Source organism: Kitasatospora dryopteridis, assembly GCF_050749075.1.
In the GTDB taxonomy this organism is placed as follows: domain Bacteria; phylum Actinomycetota; class Actinomycetes; order Streptomycetales; family Streptomycetaceae; genus Kitasatospora.
This window is the reverse complement of sequence record NZ_CP192749.1, coordinates 7,519,506-7,537,335: the sequence shown is the minus strand read 5'-3', so window position 1 is coordinate 7,537,335 and position 17,830 is coordinate 7,519,506. Positions and strand designations below refer to the sequence as shown.

The 17,830-nt window shown below is 73.1% G+C and carries 7 protein-coding genes and 1 pseudogene; 4 read left to right on the top strand and 4 right to left on the bottom strand.

Translation table 11 applies throughout. The features are described from left to right. The first annotated feature begins 2 nt into the window (after positions 1-2). Positions 3-10,895: a toxin glutamine deamidase domain-containing protein gene (locus tag ACQ614_RS34180; RefSeq protein ID WP_431682995.1), complete on the top strand. Its 10,893-nt coding sequence runs from the start codon at positions 3-5 to the stop codon at positions 10,893-10,895. A gap of 259 nt (positions 10,896-11,154) precedes the next feature. Further along, positions 11,155-11,286 (top strand): annotated as a pseudogene (locus ACQ614_RS34175) (transposase); the annotation flags it as partial. A gap of 29 nt (positions 11,287-11,315) precedes the next feature. On the opposite strand, the gene ACQ614_RS34170 reads toward ACQ614_RS34175, so the two are convergent. Continuing rightward, the gene (locus tag ACQ614_RS34170; RefSeq protein WP_431682994.1) at positions 11,316-12,038 is read right to left on the bottom strand and encodes a flavodoxin family protein; all 723 of its coding nucleotides are present in this window, start codon (positions 12,036-12,038) and stop codon (positions 11,316-11,318) included. 192 nt (positions 12,039-12,230) lie between these two features. On the opposite strand from ACQ614_RS34170, the gene ACQ614_RS34165 reads away from it, so the two are divergent. After that, the gene (locus ACQ614_RS34165; protein WP_431682993.1) at positions 12,231-12,719 is read left to right on the top strand and encodes a glutathione peroxidase; all 489 of its coding nucleotides are present in this window, start codon (positions 12,231-12,233) and stop codon (positions 12,717-12,719) included. A 73-nt stretch (positions 12,720-12,792) separates the two neighbouring features. Here the strand turns inward: ACQ614_RS34165 and ACQ614_RS34160 are convergent, their stop codons facing one another. Together ACQ614_RS34160 and ACQ614_RS34155 are read right to left on the bottom strand one after the other, a co-directional pair. After that, positions 12,793-13,437: an HNH endonuclease family protein gene (locus tag ACQ614_RS34160; RefSeq protein ID WP_431682992.1), complete on the bottom strand. Its 645-nt coding sequence runs from the start codon at positions 13,435-13,437 to the stop codon at positions 12,793-12,795. Between the two features lie 339 nt (positions 13,438-13,776). Continuing rightward, positions 13,777-14,112, bottom strand: a complete 336-nt coding sequence (locus ACQ614_RS34155) for a DUF1330 domain-containing protein (protein WP_431682991.1) — start codon at positions 14,110-14,112, stop codon at positions 13,777-13,779. Positions 14,113-14,358: 246 nt separating this feature from the next. On the opposite strand from ACQ614_RS34155, the gene ACQ614_RS34150 reads away from it, so the two are divergent. Continuing rightward, the gene (locus ACQ614_RS34150) at positions 14,359-16,422 is read left to right on the top strand and encodes an amino acid adenylation domain-containing protein (protein WP_431682990.1); all 2,064 of its coding nucleotides are present in this window, start codon (positions 14,359-14,361) and stop codon (positions 16,420-16,422) included. A gap of 56 nt (positions 16,423-16,478) precedes the next feature. Here the strand turns inward: ACQ614_RS34150 and ACQ614_RS34145 are convergent, their stop codons facing one another. Continuing rightward, complete coding sequence (locus ACQ614_RS34145) at positions 16,479-17,825, bottom strand: hypothetical protein (protein ID WP_431682989.1); 1,347 nt, start codon at positions 17,823-17,825, stop codon at positions 16,479-16,481. Positions 17,826-17,830 lie beyond the last annotated feature (5 nt).

Below are 17,830 nucleotides of genomic sequence, written 5' to 3'. Positions count from 1 at the left end.
CCATGGCGGTCGAGCTCCCCGAACCCCTGCAGTGGGTCCTGCTCCTGCTGGCCGGCACCCGCTGGCCGGAGGGTGAGGAGGACGTGATGCGCGAGATGGCCGACCGTTGGCGCGCCGCCGGGGAGACCCTGGCGGACGTCGGCAGGTCGGTCGACTCCACCGTCCAGCGGGCGCTCGACGGCCAACAGGGCAAGGCTGCCGAGGGCTTGGCCACGCACTGGGCCAAGTTCTCGGTGGGCAAGGGCACCGCGGAGGACCCCGGCTTCTTCCCCAGCATGGTCAAGTCCTGCGAGGGCATGGCCGAGATGCTGGACAACATGGCCAACTCGACCGAGACCGCGAAGATCCAGATCGTGGCCCAGCTCGGCATCCTGGCCTTCGAGATCGCCACGGCCGAGGCCTCCGCACCGGTCACCGCCGGTGCCTCGCTGGCCGCCATCCCGGCGGCGGTCGCGGTCGCCCGTACCGCCGTCCAGCAGATCCTGAAGAAACTGCTCAAGGAGACGCTGGAGTTCGCGGCCAAGGAGGCCGCCCAGGAAGTCGCGATCAACATGCTCGCGCAGACCATCCAGGTCGCCGAGGGGAACCGCTCCGGCTTCGACACCAAGGAGTTGGGCCAGAGCGCGCTCGGCGGCGCGGTCGGCGGGGCCTCGGGCCACCTGATCGGCAAGGGCCTGGGCTCGGCGGCCGGCAAGGCCGGGCTCGGCAACGCGATGGAGACCGTCGGTGGCAAGATGGTGCACGGCGCGGCCGTCGGCGTCGGCGCGGACGTCTCCACCCAGCTCATCACCACCGGCACGGTCGACGGCGGCAGCCTGCTCGGATCCGGCCTGAGCGGCGGCTCCAACGTCGGCCTACAGCACGGTGCTTCGGCCCTCAAGGGCAAGTTCGGCGGTGGCGACATCCCGACCGTCCCGACGGGCGGCACCCTGCCCGGCGCCGACGCCCCGCCGACCTTCGGCGGGCGTCCGGGCGGCAGCTCCTCCTCCGGCTCCCCCGACAGCGCGGGCGGCGGGGATCTCGGCGCCCAGGCGTACCAGGGCCCCGGCGGCGGTTCCCGCTCCACCGACGGCGGCTCCGACGGCGGCAGCACCACGAGCCCGTCCACGGCCGGCGGCGGCCGTACCCTGTCCCCGTTCGGCTCGGACCGGGGCGGCTCCGGCAGCCACGACACCAACACCCCGACCACCAGCGGAGGTTCCGGCCTCGGCAGCTCCCACTCCGGTGGTTCGAGCTCCGGCTCGCGCGGTGGTGAGAGCACGCCGTCCGGCGGTACGCCCTCCACCACGGCGAATCACACCCCTGCCCCCGACACCGGCGGCACCTCGCGCCCGGAGGCCACCGCAACCACCGAGGCCCCGGCGCCGACCCCGAACCGGGCGGACACTCCCCCGGCCACCGTGCAGCCGGACTCCACCCCGCGGCAGGCCGAACCCACGCAGCACACCCCCGCCCCCGCTCCTGACCGCGGGCCGCAGGCCGACACCTCGCCCGCCCCGCGCCAGACCGACACGCCCGCGTCGCAGGTCCGTACGGAGTCCGAGGCCACCGCCCTCCGTCCGGAGCCGACCGTCCGCCCGCAGGCCGACAACCTGCCCGTTACCGAGGCGGTCCGGCCCCAGCAGGACACCCCGGTGGCCCGTCCGGAGTCCAACGTCCCGCACCAGCAGCCCGGTTCGCACGAGACACCGACCGTCGACCGTACCCAGGACACCCCGGTCGCCCAGGCCCGGCCGAACGAGACCCCGGTCACCGCCCGCCCCGAACCGACCGTCCCGCACCAGCAGGCCGACCCGACCGACCCGGTCCGCCAGCAGCCCACCGAGCACGAGGCCCCAGCCGTCCGCCCCGAGGCCGAGCCCCAGCCCACCCCCGCGCGGGCCGACACACAGCCGAACACCGAGCCGCAGCCGCGCCCGGACTCCGATCCGACGCCGCGTCAGCCTCAGCCCGACCCCCAGCCCCAGCACTCCCCGCAGCCCCAGCCGCAGGCCGAGCACTCCCCGCAGCCCCAGCCGCAGGCCGAGCAGGCCCCGCCCCGGCAGCAGCAGGACCCCCAGCCCCGCCCGGAGGCCCAGCCCCACCAGGAGCCGACCCCGGTGCCCGTCGGCCGGGTCTCCCCCGAGCCCGCCCCCGTCCGAACGGAGCCCACCGGCGACCGCACGGACCCGCACACCCCCCCACCCGAGGGCACCCGGATCGCGGGCGGACCGATCACCGTCCCGCGGCCGTCGGCGACGCCCACCGCCGACCGTTCGGACACCTTCCTGCCGCCCCCGCCCGACCCGGCCCCCAACCAGCAGCCGCCCACGCAGGTCCCCCCGGCCGCCCACGTCTCCCCGCCGCCACCGGCCGCCACCACACCGACGCCGACGCCCGACCGGAGCGGCCCCGGCCCGGTCCGCCGACCCGCCGATCCGGTTCAGGGCACCCCGTCCCGCAACGACCGGCCCCGGACCCAGCAGCCCGCACAGCCCACCGAGGGGCCCCGGTTCACGCCCCGCCCCACCACCGAGACCGGCCCGGCCCCCGAACCGCGCGGCACCAAGCGCGGCCGCGAGGACGACACCGCCCCCCAGGGACGGCCCGAGGGCCCGAAGCGGCAGCGCACCCCCGCGTACGAGAACACCGCCGGCCCGCTGCGCGACCGTGGCTACGAGCCCGCCACGCCGGAGCAGCACCAGGCGCTGACGGACCACCTGAACCAGCACGGCAGCACCCCGCACCCGGAGTTGACGCCCGAACTGCTGGAGCACGTCAACCCGCACACCGCGGCCATGGACCACGGCGACCTCTACAGCTGCCTGGAGGCGGTCGAGGCGCTGCGCGACACCCACTACGGCAACCCGCGCCCCTCCGGGCTGCCGCACTCCTCCGTCCCGGAGTCCAACTCCGCCTGGACACTGACCAAGCGTCACGGCACCCCCGTGCCGCTCGGCACCGGACAGCACGGCGTGGACTCGGTGATGGACCAGGTCCGCGACGCCGGTCCCGGCAGCTTCTCCACCGTCCTGTTCTCCGACGGTCCCGGCACCCAGGGCCATGTGGTGGCACTGGTGCACGGCCAGGACGGCGTGCTGCGCTGGGCCGACCCGAGCACGGGCGATGTCCGCGAGGCCCGGCCGGACACCCTGCCCGGCGACTGGGCCGGCGACAAGCACGTCTGGGCCGCCACCTCCGACTCGAACGGGGACTCGGTCAACCCCCGCACGGACCTCTCGGTCTTCGACGGCGACGCGCCGACCTTCGGCGTGCTCTCCGTGGTCGCCGACGGCAGCAGGCTCGACCCGGCCGACCGCGACGTGGTGCGCCGGCTCGCCCAGGACATCGACGCCCAGGTCGAGAAGGCCGCCGCGCTGGCGCTGGCCAACCCGGACTCGGTGCCCGACCTCGACGGCTACACCAGGCTCTGGACCAAGAGCTACAACGAGTGGTCGGACCCGAGGACCACGCCCGAGCGCCGCGCCGAGATCCAGAAGTGGCTGCCCAGCCAATTCGGTTACGTGGTCGAGTCGATGACCACTCAAATGATCAAGGACAACGTCACCCTCCCGCCGGGCTACACCATCGACACCCAGGTGACGCACGGCTCGACCCGCCCCGACCTGGTGATCAGCAAGGCCGACGGCGCGGGCGGCAAGCAGGAACTCGGCTGGCTGGACATCACCGCCGATAAGTCCGAGGGCCACATCGATGACAAGCAGAGCTCCCTCTGGTCCTCCCGCCCGTACGTCGCCGAGACGCTCTACCCCTCGCTGGACACCGGCAAACTCGGCAGCGGCGGCACACCCGAGCAGCAGGCCTTCGTCCAGGCGCTGATCCAGGGCCAGCAGGCCGAGGCACAGCGCTTCCAGCAGAACATGGACGACTTCAAGGACAAGGTCCCCGCCCCTGTCGAGGGCTCCAAGGAGAAGAAGCGCGCCGACATCGAGAAGCGCCTCGGCGAGGCGCTCGGCCGCGACAAGAAACTGACCCCGACCGAGGCCCGGAACGTGCTCAAGGGCCTGGCCGAGAAGTACGGCTCGTCCTACAACCCGACCCAGTACGGCTACAGGAGCACCGAGTCCTCCTCCTACGTGGAGGGCCAGCGCATCCTCCGGGACCACTTCGGCCCGGCCCCCGCCGCTCCCTCCACCTCCGCCACGGCGGGCCCGTCCAACCCGCCGACCACCGACCGGGCTACGCAGGACTCCGAGGACCGGATGCGGACCACGCCGTCCCCGGAGCCGGAGGCCCGGCCGAGCGCCACCCAGCGGTCCGACGACAGCATGCGGGACGCCTACTCGCCCCCGCCCGCCGCCACCGACCGCCCGGCGGGCACCCGGGACGGCGCGGACCACCAGCGCTCCGCGCCGCCGCAGGACGCCTACGCCGTCACCAGGCCCGCCGACATCGCCGACCTCACCCGCGACCTTCCCCAACTCCCGCCGCACCAGCGGGAGGCGGCCATCGCCTCGCTCTCCGCCTCGGACCGGCGCGGCCTCGCCCGGGACCCCGCCTTCGTGGCGGCGCTGCGTGGCAAGCTGCTGCCCGGCGAGTTCGCGAAGACCGCCGCCCAGCTGATGGTGGACGTCGACCGGGCCACCGACCGCCCGGCCTCGGCCCGCGCCGAGGCGACCGCGCAGCTGACCCGGATGCTCCAGGACCCGGACACCGCCGCCCGCCTGCTCACCAAGGGCAGCCGGCTGGTCGTGGTCCCGAAGGACGTGCCGATGACCGACCTCGCCCCGTTCGCGCACCTCGGCGGCCGCACCGCCGACAGCGAGGCCGGTGGCGGACGCGGCTGGGACGACGTCCGCGGCGCCGGCGGCAAGTGGGCCGCGGTGACCGAGGAGAACCTGCTCGGCGAGCGCACCACCGTCGGCCCGGACCAGCACTACGCCGACGGCTACTCCACCACCACTCACGAACTCGCCCACACCATCCACAAGATCGGCCTCAACGATGACGACCTCCAACTGATCGTCGACACCTACCGGGCCAAGCTGGACGACGAGTCGCTGCCCCGCCTGTTCGGTGAGGACGGCCCCTCCGAGTGGTCCGACGGCCCGCGTCGCCGACCGGACGGCAGCGAGGCCGAGAACTACGCGGCCCGGGACGAGTACGAGTACTTCGCCCAGGTCAGCAACGCCTACCTCGGCACCAACCACGGCACCGACCCCGACACCGGGCAGCCCCGCAACAACGGCGCGGCCTGGGTCCGGGCCAACGAGCCCGAACTCGTGCCGCTGCTGGAGCGGTTGTACGGTGTCGACCCGACGGCGGTGCACAAGGAGCCCGCCAACCCGGTGCACGCCACCGACGCCGAGAACGACATGTACCAGGGCCTGCGGGACTTCACCGCGCAGGTCGAGGACGGCCGACTGCCGTCCGACTCGCGGCCGGACCACACCGCCCCCGCCGAGGGCCGTGTCAAGGACACCGACGGCGGTGTCGTGCACGACGGTGACGTGACGCACAACGGCGACGTCCCGCCGCAGCAGCCCCCGGGGGCCTCCGACCGGTCGGAGCCGGTCGACCGCGGTGTGCCCACGGAGCCGGACGGCGACCTCCCGGCACCGCCGCCGCGGGCCGCCCCGGGCCGTACCGACTCCGACGCCCCGCAGCACACCTGGCCCGCCACCGGCCGGGTGCTGCCCGATCCGGCGGACCGCGCGGCCGGGTTGGCCTCGCGCTACGGAATCGCCGACACCGACGCGCTCACCCAGCAGGTACGGGACGTCCGCAAGGGTGACCTCGACGCCGTCCGCGACCTGCTCGACGGCGAACACGGCCTGGAGCTGCTCAAGGACCTCGGCCGCGAGGTGCCCGAGCACACCCTCTGGCGGCTTGGCGGTGAACAGCCGGACCGTACTGGGGAGTTGATGGATGTCATCACCCACCGGCGCGGCGGCGTGCCGCCCACCGACCTGGAGGTCGAGGCCCGGCAGGAGGTCGCGAGGAAGCTGGCCGACCAGCCCTCCGTCACCGTGGTGGTCGCCTCCGGCCCCGGCTCGGGCCACCAGGCCGCGGCGGTGAACATGATCCGCTCGCTGCGCGAACTCGGCTACGACGGCCAGGTGAACCTGGTCGCACCGACCAACGTGCGTGCCCGGCTGGACCGCATGCTCGACACCGACCTGCTCGGCGGCGGCCAGCTGCACTACGCCCCCGACGAGTTCGACCCGCACGGGGAGAACACACCCGCCCCCGTCGCGCAGGGCGGGCTGACCCTGGTCGCGGCCAGCGACGAGATCGAGGCCGACGGCGACAACTCCAAGGCCCTGCTCTCCTACACCGGCGCCGACAAGGCCGTGGTGCTGGCGCCGTACGCCTGGGGCATGTCCACCCGCGCGGTCTTCTCCCGCACCGAGGACGGCTTCGGCGTGCTGCCGCTGGACGGGACGGTGGACAAGAAGAACGCGCTCTTCCAGCAGCACGTCCCGGCCCCCGACCCGCACGCCTTCCCGAACCACCAGAACCTCCAGGCGATGGCCGACCGGGTGACCTCCGGCGATGTCGACCTGATGCCGCTCTACGGCCTGGCCCGGCTCACTCCGGACCGCCAGGCGGGCGCCCCCGACTACCTGGCGGCGGGCATCCACCAAGCCGGCCTCGGCAAGCCGGCCGTGCTGCTCCAGGTGGGCAACCACGACATCCCGTACGCCCCGCCGTACGAGCAGCCGTGGCTCAAGCGGGCCGACCTCTCCACCCTCGACGCCGACGGGGTGAACCGGCTCCTCGACTCGCTCGGCCCGGACGACGTGCTGGTGCTGCGCTCCGGCCCGCTCGACCAGGACGCCTTCGAGAAGGTCTTCCAGCTCGGCAGCCTGCCCGCCGTCCAGGAGGGCGCCAACACCACCGGCACCAGCCAACTCACCGGCCGCCCGTACTTCTCCCCGGTCACCGGCACCACCCCCTACCCGGAGGCGGTCTCCTCGACCGCCGCCTCGGACCTCTCCTCCCGGGCCGGCGACCACCTGTCGGCCGATGCCAAGACGCGACTGGAGGAGTCCTGGGAGAGCGCGCTGAAGCCCGAGGCCACCAAGGCCGAGGTCGATACCGCCGTGCGCGAACTCCGGGCTGCCGCCGATGTGTTGGCGGACGAGGCGGACGGTCTGACCGACCCGGCCGAGCAGCGTGCCCTGCGCGAGCTCGCCGAGAGCGGCGCCAAGAGCGCCGACGCGCTGGAGCGTTCGCACGAGGCGGTCGCCGTCCGGGACGAGCTCCAGAAGGTCACCGACGCCCTTGCCTCCGGCAACGACTGGACCACGGCGGTCGCGGACGCCCCGGCGTACGACAACCTGCGCAAGGCCGTCTACAACCGTGAGATCGCCGACGGCTGGTTGAACACCCTGCCCACCGACGACACCTCGGGCCGGCCGTTCGAGCTCAAGAGCGACCAACTGACCGCCTTCGCCGAGGGACTGGGCGACGACTACGACCAACTCGGTGAGCTGCTCGGCGCCGGCATGACCCCGGAGCAGCGGGCGGTGCTCGACCACGCCCTCTCCCCTGAGGGCCGCGCGGCCGAGGAGCGCCGCATGATGAGGACCGGGGAGCTCTCCCAGATCCCCCTCGGCACCATCCCGGAGGCCCGGCAGCGGCTGGCGGAGGTCTCCGCGGCGATCCGCGAGCGGGAGAACGGCTTCATCGAGGAGCTCCGGAACTCCGCGGAGCTGCAGGCGGAGTCCACCGCCCCGCGCCCCGAGCAGGTCCAGGTCATCGCGGACGTGCTCAACGGCTATGCCCAGCCCGACTCCCCGTACCAGCAGTACACCTCCGAGCTCACCGGCCGGGCCAACGACTGGCAGCAGAACCAGCTCCTGATGGCCCTGCTCCACCTGGACGACCAGCCCAGCGATGTGCTCCGCACCTCCCCGCCCCCGTCCGCCGAGCCCGAGGACGCCCCCGGGCACAGCCCGATCCCGACGCCGCGCGAAGAGTCCGTCCCGCTCCCGGAGCCGACGCCGGAGGTGCAGCAACCGTCGCCCGAGCCGGCGCCCACGGCTCCGCAGCCGCCGAGCCCCCAGTCGCCCTTCCGGTACCAGTCCTCCGACAACGGGCCCAGCCTGTTCGACGACGACTTCACCATGAACGACGACAGCGAGAGCGAGACCGAGACCACACCCGGCGCCGAAACCGGCCCCAGCATCTTCGACGACGACTTCACCCTCAACGACGACAGCGAGGACGAGACCGAGACCACACCCGGCGCCGAAACCGGCCCCAGCATCTTCGACGACGACTTCACCCTCAACGACGACAGCGAGGACGAGACCGAGACCACACCCGGCGCCGAAACCGGCCCCAGCATCTTCGACGACGACTTCACCCTCAACGACGACAGCGAGGACGAGACCGAGACCACACCCGGCGCCGAAACCGGCCCCAGCATCTTCGACGACGACTTCACCCTCAACGACGACAGCGACTCGGACTCGGAGACCGACTCGGTCGTGACCGCGCCCCAGTCGGCCGCCCACGACAGCGACTCGGACTCCGACACTCGCTCGATGGTGACTGCGCCGGAGTCGCCCCGGAGCGACAGCCCGCAGCACGGCCCGGTCACCACCACCGACCAAGGCCCGAGCATCTTCGACGACGACTTCACCCTCAACGACGACAGCGAGAGCGACGGCGAGCGCGGCACCGTCCCCTCGCCCCCGCCGCCCGCCACCGCACCTTTCCGGCTCGGCCCGGTCAGCTCCTCCTCGTTCTCCTCTTCCGACGGCACCGGCCCGTCCGGCTTCGGTTCGACCAACCGTCAGCCGGCGCCCGGTCACGCCTCGCCCCCGCCGCCCGCCACCGTGCCGTTCCAGCTCGGCCCGGTCCGTTCCTCCTCCAGCGCCACCGACCGTTCCGTGCCCACCACCGACCGGGGTGAGCCCCCGGCCAAGCGGCGCCGGACGCCCGCGTACGAGAACACGGACGCCGTCCTGCACGACCGTGGCTACCGTCCGGCCGACACCGACCAGCACGCGGCGCTGCGCGACTTCACCGAGGGCCACCGTTTCCCGGAGCCGACACCCGAGCTGCTCAGCCTGATCACCCCGCACCAGCAGCCGGTCTCCCCTGGTCCCGACTTCCGCCTGGGCGACGACCTGCAGAGCTGCCTGGAGGCCGTCGAGGCCTACCGCGACACCCACTACGGCCGCCCGCGCCCCTCCGGCCAGAGCCTCACCGGCTCGGTGGAGCAGCACGCCGCCCAGGTGCTCAACCGCCGCCACGACCTGCCGCACCTGTTCGGCGAGGGCCGGCCCGCCGTGGACTCGCTCCTCGACCACGTCCGGCGCGGCGGCCCGGGCTCCTTCGCCACCGTGCTGGTCGGCCGGGAGGGCGAGGTCGGCCACACCGTCGCACTCGTCAACGGGACTGACGGACAGCTTCGTTGGGTCGATCCGAGCACCCACCGGTCCTGGGACGCGGCCCCCGGCTCACTGCCGGACCCGCGCACCACCGGCTGGAAGGTCTGGGCCTCGGCGGCCGGACCGGACGAGTCCACGCTGCCCGGCCTCACCCCGGACCGGGGTTTCCAGGCCGACTTCGGCGCCCCGTTCCTGAGCTCCCTGTTCGGCAACACCCCGGCGGACACGACCGCCCAGACCGCCCCGCCGGTCACCGCCCCGCAGCCGCTCAACCTCCCCGACCCGGTGGAGGCGAACGACCGACTGACCAACAACCCGGCCGAGTTCCTCCGGGACAACATCCTGTCCTACGACGGTGCGCTCGGCATGGAGCTCCGCACGCCGGGCCTCAGCCGCCAGGAGGCCCGCCAGTTCATGGCCTGGGCCAACACCCAGCCCCGGAACTGGTTCACCCTGGTCCCGGACCCGCGCCGCAACAACGCCCTGATCCTCACCCCGGCCGTCGAGAAGTACGTCGAAGCCCACCCGGACCACGAGTTCGTCTCCCGCTTCGCCGACCGCTTCGCCAACCCCCCGGCAGACCAGCAGTACCTGGCCTCCTCCTACATCCCCTACCTGGCCGGTGCTCCCGGCGGACAGCTCGACACCGTCGGCTCGACTCCCGTGCCGCTCGACCCCGATGCCACCGTCCCCGGCTCGGAGTTCGTCTTCACTGCCGTGATGAACGGCTGCGCCCTGGCCGTCACCCCGGGGGCCACCCCGGACGTCTTCACGGCCTGGCACTACCAGTCCTGCACCACCAACAACTCCAGCGCCCTGGACTTCCGCCGCACCCAGCAGCCCACCGACTGGTTCGGTCCGGAGGAGTACGAGAGCGGCACCCAGGCCGCTTTCTACGAGGTCACCAACTTCCTCTGGAAGAGCCCGACCGACGGCTGGCAGATCGTCAGCCAGGAGACCAGCGTGGACCCGACCAATGAAGCCGGCTCCACCGTCACCGCCGTCCGCCAACGCCCCCTGGAGCTCAACCCGCCCACCCCCAACCAGGAGGCCGTCCACCTGGCCCGCATCTACACGGGCATGGCCGAGGCCGAACTCAAGCGCTTCGACACCGAGGCCGAGGGCATCCTCAAGCAGGACTGGGGCAGCAGGCGCGCCAGGGCCGAGGTCGAGCAGGAGCTCCAACGCCTGCGCAGCACCCTCCTGGTGGACCTCATCAACCTCCGCGAGCAGGGCCACCTCGACCCCCGCGTCCCCTTCTCCGGCACCAACCCGGCCGCCGTCCCGCTCACCACTCCCGCCCCCGACACCCTCTCCTTCTCCACCCTGGCCGACGTGGCCCAGGCCATCCGGTCCAACCGCCTCGCCGGCGGCACCACGGCCCAGGAGCGCCTCACCGCCCTCAACGACCAGGCCCCCGCCAAGGACCGCGACTGGCGCCAGGGCAAACTCGACCAACTCCTCACCACCTTCCTCCCCACCGATCACACCCCCACCCCCTGGCACCAGCACCTCACCACCGAGACCACCGACCACCCGCACGCTTAGCGGTACTTCGTCAACCGACAGGCCGGCCGAGGCTCGACATCGGGTCTTGGCCGGCCGAAACGGACGGACATCGCTGCTTCCTGACAGCGAGAACGCGGCCGTTGAGCCGGCCCGAGTCACTGGTGGACACCGCTCCACCTGGCCGGTATCCACGGCGTCGAGGTCAGCGCGGATCTGATCGGCAAGGTCACCGACGCCGAGGAGCTGACCGTCTGGCAGGACCCGCCCCCGGATCCGGTCCGACCTGTCACAGCAGCGGGCCTGGCCCGAGTCCACGCCCTATGTGGCGGTCCCGCCGACGACAAGGACCGTCGTCCACTCGACGAACGTGATCGAGTCGATCAACTCCCGGCTACGGAAGGCCACCCGCAACCACGGCCACTTCCCGACGTGCCGGTCCTCTGTAAGTGGACCGGTCGTTCAGCGGTGCTCGGGGTTCTCGAAGTCGAAGCGGCAGCCGGCGTCCCACTCGGAGCGCTGGTTGCCGTGGGCGGGCATGCCGCCGGCGTCCTTGAGCATCCGGGCGAGGTGCATCAGGTTCCAGGTCATGAAGGTGGTGTTGCGGTTGGTGAAGTCGTTCTCCGGACCGCCGGAGCCCTCGTCCAGGTAGGACGGGCCGGGGCCGGCCGGGCCGACCCAGCCCGCATCGGCCTGCGGCGGGATGACGTAGCCGAGGTGCTGCAGGCTGTAGATCACGTTCATCGCACAGTGCTTGGCACCGTCCTCGTTGCCGGTGACCAGACAGCCGCCGACCCGCCCGTAGTAGGCGTACTGGCCCTGGGAGTTGAGGATCGACGAGCAGGCGTACAGCCGCTCGATCACCTTCTTCGTCACCGAGGAGTTGTCTCCGAGCCAGACCGGCCCGCACAGGACGAGGATGTCGGCGGACATCACCTGGGAGTAGAGGACCGGCCACTGGTCGGTCTCCCAGCCGTGCTCGGTCATGTCCGGCCAGACGCCGGTGGCGATGTCGTGGTCGACGGCGCGGATCTGCTCGACCGCGACACCCTGCCGCGCCATGATCCCGGCGCTGATGTCGATCAGGCCCTGGGTGTGGCTGCGCTCGGGGGAACGCTTGAGAGTGCAGTTCACGAAGAGGGCGCGGAGGTCCTCGTAGTGCGCGACGCCGTCGGGGTTGCTCATGGCGGCCAGCAGAACACACGCACGGTGCTCCGGCGAGCACCCTCCGCCGTCCGGGTGGCGGTGCGCGTCGTGACTCGCCCGCCGTAGCGCGCAGCTCGGGGCCGGGGGCGGGAACAGATCGGCGGCGCGCGTGGTTGTGCGCTCCGGCGCACCAGGTGCGCCGTATGACCGACGCCCCGAAGGGACCCTCCGTTGAGCCTGTACGACATCCCCCTGCACACCCTCGCCGGCGAGCCCGCCTCGCTCGCCGACCACAAGGGCAAGGCCCTGCTGCTGGTCAACGTGGCCTCGAAGTGCGGCCTGACCCCGCAGTACGCCGGCCTGGAGCGGCTGCAGCAGCGCTACGCCGACCGCGGCTTCACGGTGCTCGGCTTCCCCTGCAACCAGTTCCTCGGGCAGGAGCCGGGTTCGGCCGAGGAGATCCAGACCTTCTGCTCCACCACCTACGGCGTGTCCTTCCCGCTGTTCGAGAAGGTGGAGGTGAACGGCGAGGACCGTCACCCGCTGTTCGCGCGGCTGACCGAGACGCCGGACGCCGAGGGCGCGGCGGGCGACGTCCAGTGGAACTTCGAGAAGTTCCTGCTGTCCCCGGACGGCACGGTGGTCGGCCGGTTCCGCCCGCGCACCGAGCCGGAGGCGGACGAGATCATCGCCGCGATCGAGGCGCAGCTCCCTGCCTGAGCACTCCCGCGGGCCGGACGCCCGGCCGCTCCCACCCCCGAGGGGAGCGGCCGGGCGTCCGTCGCACCCGGGCTCAGCAGCCGTTGAGCACCGAGGTGAGCGCGGACTTCTCGGCGCTGTCGACGGACAGCCCGTAGTAGTACTTCACCTGCACCCAGGCCCGCACGTAGACGCAGCGGTACGAGGCCTGCGGCAGCCAGGTCGACGGGTCCTGGTCGCCCTTGGAGCGGTTGGAGCTCGCCGAGACCGCGATGAGCTGCGGGCGGGTGAGGTCGTTGGCGAGGTTCTGGCGCTGGGCGGTGCTCCAGGCCCAGGCGCCGGAGCGCCACGCCTCGGCGAGCGGGATCAGGTGGTCGATGTCGAAGCTCGAGGCGTTGGTGGTGACCGCGTTGTCGTACGCGGAGGTCCAGGTGCCGCCGGTGGCGGCGCAGGCGGAGTCGGTGGTGACGCCGACCCCGTCCCTCTTCAGCACCGTCTCGCGGGTGTTGCAGGTGCCGGAGATGGTGATCCAGTGCGGGAAGAGGTTCCGGTCGTAGGTGGACTCGTGGGACTCGGCGGCGACCGTCAGGCTCGCCAGGTAGGTCTTCGCGGTGCTGGTGGAGACCGGGGTGGGCAGTGCGGCCTCGGCCGTGCCGGCACCGGTCAGCAGGGCGGTGGCGGCGAGGGCGGCGGCGCCGAGCGCGGCGGCGGTGCGGCGCAGCGGACGTATCCAGGTCATGCGTGACTCCAGAGGGCGGGAAGCGCGAAGAGCACCCGGACGGACAGGTTCCGGGCGCTCAACAAGCTTGCTGCTCCCAGGGTTTACGCGAGTAGACCTCGGAGGTTAATTTTTCGGGGTCGCCGCGCACACCTTCGGCGCACCAGGCCCCCGCATTCGGCCCCGAGGGGGCGCCGCACAAGCCATGGCTCGGCCCATTGCCACTACGACGCCCGCCCCCGGATTGCGCGGTTCTCCCCCAGCCTTCGGCCCGGGAGGTACCCCCACGCGCCCCGGTGGGAGACCCGCCCGAGTCGGGGCAACCGTCAGGGGCGCCCAACTGCCTTCGGGCGACAGGCTTCAGTCCGCCAGCAGCTTCTTCAGGGCGTCGGCGCCGCGGTAGCCCTCCCCCACGCCCTCGACGATGACGGCGTCGGCGGTGGAGTGGCGGGTCCGCAGGCCGAGGATGTCCCGGTAGGCGGGCGAGTCGTACCAGGCGCGGGCCTGTGCCCGGTCGGGGAAGGCGATGACGATCGTGTCGCCCGTCCACTCGCCCTCCAGGACCTCGAACTCGCCGCCGTGGACGACGAACCGGCCGCCGAAGCCGTCGAGCGTGGCGTCGATCCGCCGGAGGTACTCGACGATGTCGGGGCCGAAGTCGATGTCGCGGAGCCGGGCGATGGCGTAGGCGGTCATGGTGGTCCCCTCCCGATCGGGTGCAGCTGCCGGGCAATCCCGGCGGTCTCCATGGTGCGTCCGGGACCGGGCCGGCCGCATCGGTCGGCCATCGGTAGCCGACGACGGTCCTGAGGGCGTCCCGATCCGGTGACGAGGGTGCAACTACCCGCATCTCGGGCCGGTCACCGAGGCGGATCGGCTGCACACTGTCAGTGGGGGCGGGCAGGCTCAAGGCGGTACCGCCGACGAGGGAGGGGTTGAACCATGCAGGGGGAGGCGCAGACCGTCCACGGCCTGTTCGAGGAACAGGCGCTGCGCGCACCGGACGCACCGGCCGTGGTCTGCGGCGAGGTCCGGCTCACGTACGGGGAGTTGAACGCGCGGGCGGACCGGCTGGCCCGGCACCTGACGGGCCTCGGGCTCGGCCCGGGCCGCTGTGCCGCGGTCGCGCTCGGCCGCGGCACGGAGCTGATCACCGCGCTGCTCGCAGTGCTCAAGACCGGTGCGGCCTATGTGCCGCTGGAGCCGACCGGCCCGGACCGGACGATCCGGCACGTGCTGGCCGACGCCGCACCGGCGGTGGTGGTGACCGAGGAGGTGCACCGCGTCCGCCTGGCCGACTCCGGCGATGCCGCGGTGCTCTGTCCGGACACCGCCGCGGAGGAGATCGCCGCACACCGGGACGGGCCGCTCGGGGTCGGCCCCACCACCGACGACCCGGCGTGCATCTTCTACACCTCGGGCTCCACCGGCCTGCCCAAGGGCGCCCTGGTCGAGCACCGCAATCTGCTGCACTCCCACCGGGGTTGGCGCGAGGTGTACGGGCTGACCGCGGCCGACCGGTTCCTGCAGACGGCGACCCTGGAGTTCGACGTCTTCACCGCGGACTGGGTCCGGGCGCTGTGCACCGGCGGCTGCCTGGTGATGGCCCGGCGGAACTTCACCCTCGACCGGACGGCCGAACTGTCCGAGCTGCACCGGCTGGTGATCGACGAGCGGATCACCGTGATGGAGACCAACGTCCACACCGCGCGCCGCCTGCTCGACCACCTGCTGCCGCGCGGCCTGGAGCTCGGCGAGCTGCGGCTGCTCACCGTCGGCGCGGAGAAGTGGTACCTGGACGAGCAGTTGAGGCTGCAGCGCTACCTCGGCCCGGGCGTCCGGGTGATCAATGTGTACGGCGTGGCCGAAGCGGCCGTGGACAGCACCTACTTCGACCCGGCCGACCTCGCCGGGGACGTGGAGCACCCCGAGCAGGTGTCGCTGATCGGGCGGCCCTTCCCCGGCAACGGCATCCACCTGATCGGCAAGGACGACCGGCCCGTCCCGGACGGCGCGATCGGCGAGATCTGCGTCACCGGCCGGGGTGTCGGCCGCGGCTACCCCCGGCTGCCCGATCTGACGAAGTCCCGCTTCGCCTTCCTGCCCGGAATCGACGACCGCGCCTACCGCACCGGCGATCTCGCCCGGCGGCGGCCGGACGGGCTGCTGGAGTACATCGGCCGGGACACCGGTTCCGGCACCGCGGACGCCGCCCGGGCGGAGGCCGTCCTGCGCGGCCACCCCGAGGTCCGGGAGTGCGCGGTGACCGTGCTCGGCCCCGAACGGGCTGCTGCGAATGGGCCGTTGGTGGCCTACGTGGTCGCCGCCGAGGGCACGGGGCCGGAGGCCGCGGCAGTCCGGGAGTACCTGGCCGACCGGCTGCCCAAGCAGCTGGTCCCGGAGGCGGTCGTCCCCGTCCCGGCACTGCCGCGCACCCGTGCCGGCAAGCTGGACCGCGCGGCCCTGCCGCTGCCCGCGCCGCGCGGCCACGGGGGCGGCCCGGGCAAGACCTCCGCCAAGGGCGGCGGAGGCCGGGGCGACGTCCGCGACTTCGACCGCGTGCTCCTTTCGCTGCTCGTCTTCGGCCTCTCCTTCCTCGCCGGCCTGATCCTCACCCCTGCGCTCTGGCCCGGCTCGACCGACCTCTCGGGCGTGCCGACGGCGTACCACTGGCCGTTCGGGCTCCTCTACCTGACCGAGTGGCTGGGCTTCGCCCTCGGCATGGTGTTCCTGTTCTTCGGTCACCCCTCGGTGACCAGGCTCGGCCGGGGGCCGGGGCTCACCAGGCTCACCCACCTCTCGGTGAGCTGGCTGCTCGCCTCCTGGTGGCCGCAGGACAACATGTACCGGCTGACCAAGCCGACCGACTGGATGCGGGAGGTCATGATGGTCTTCGTGTTCAACATGTCGCTGATCGCGTCCGCGGCCGTGGTGATGGTCTTCCTGCTGGCGCGGCCGGACGTGGCACCGCCGGCCACCACGGGCCGCGGCTCGGCGAAGGGCTGAGGCGTGATGCCCGGGGACGTCTCCCGGCCGAGAACGCGAGCAGTGCGGTTGCGGCTCTACGAAGGACGGGCGCCGTCGGGCCCCACCGCGTCGAAGGGGTCGGCGAGTGCCTCGCCGGCCGCGCGGACGACCGCCTCAGCCGCGTCCAGGGCGTCCAGGGCGGCCTGTGGTTCCGGGGTGCGGGCGGCGAGGGCGACACCGACGGTCGGCAGCAGCTCGTCCCAGCTCGCGGTGGGGATGGTCGGCAGCAGCCGCACCCCGAAGCGGGCGCAGCGTTCGGCCAGGCCGGCCAGGTGGGCGAGCAGGGCCTGCTGTGGGAGGCGGGCGCCGAGCGGCAGCCGGTCCAGGGTGCGCACCCGGTGGCCGGGGCCGTGCACGGCGTCGAGTCGGGCCCTGAGCACGAAGGCGACGGCGGGGCCGGTGAGCCGCAGGTTGGCCTCGGTCGGGGCGAGCCGCCCGGCCGGGTCGGTGACGAAGTCGATGTCGTACCAGCCGCGGTGGCCGGCCCGGACGAGTTCGGCACCGACCGCGAGGCCGAACGCCCGGGCGGTGGCGGCCGCGCGCGGCGGCACCGCGCCCGGGCCGGTGGTGGCGCCCTGGTAGCTGGTGCCGTCGAGGTGCATGACGGCGGTGCCGACCGGGTGCACGCTGCCGTCGTCGGCGATCACCGCGTCGAAGGTGAGGTTCCGCAGCCGGCCGCGCCCCGGTACGTACTCCTCGACCAGCAGCCCGCCCGGCGGCAGCACCCGTGTCGCCGCGAGTTCGCGGAGCAGCGCCCTGGCCCCGCCGGCCGCGGTGACGTCCTGCGGGGTGAGTACGGCCGTACCGTAGCCGCCCACGCCGTGGTGGGCCTTGAGGACGGCGGTCTCGCCGCGCCGGGCGCGGGCGGCGAGCAGTCGGGCGGCGTGCCGCGGGGAGGCCGCGGGCTGCTGACGGGGCACCAGGATGCCGGGGTGGCCGGCGGCTGCCGTCCTGGCGAAGAGTTCGTGCGAGGCGGCCTTGGACTCGAAGCGGTGCACGGCCTCCAGCCCGGGGCCTTCGGTGCGGCCCCAGGTCCTTACGGGCAGGCCGAGTCGGTCGACGCGGTTTTGGAGTGCCGGGCGGGCGGCGAGGGCGCCGCGCACGGTGGTGTGCTCGTCGGCCAGGCCGGTGTGCAGTTCCACCGGATCCCACGCCAACTCCCGTGCGAGCCAGGCGGTCCACTCGGCTTCCGGCTCGCCGGGGAGCAGCAGGGCGGCGGGGTGCGGGGTGTAGAACGCGGCGAGGCAGGAGTAGTGGTGGGCCCGGCGCCGGGCGGCCGGGGTCTGTGGGATGAACTGCGCGTTGAAGTCGGCGACGTCGCCGATGTGGACGGCGCGCCGTCCGCCGTCCGTCCAGGCTTCTTCCCACTCTGCTGCGGTCACCCGGC

Coding starts and splice junctions, on each gene's coding strand:
- ACQ614_RS34160 (WP_431682992.1), bottom strand. CDS start 13,437: ATGACCTGGATACGTCCGCTGCGCCGCACCGCCGCCGCGCTCGGCGCC.
- ACQ614_RS34170 (WP_431682994.1), bottom strand. CDS start 12,038: ATGAGCAACCCCGACGGCGTCGCGCACTACGAGGACCTCCGCGCCCTC.
- ACQ614_RS34180 (WP_431682995.1), top strand. CDS start 3: ATGGCGGTCGAGCTCCCCGAACCCCTGCAGTGGGTCCTGCTCCTGCTG.
- ACQ614_RS34155 (WP_431682991.1), bottom strand. CDS start 14,112: ATGACCGCCTACGCCATCGCCCGGCTCCGCGACATCGACTTCGGCCCC.
- ACQ614_RS34150 (WP_431682990.1), top strand. CDS start 14,359: ATGCAGGGGGAGGCGCAGACCGTCCACGGCCTGTTCGAGGAACAGGCG.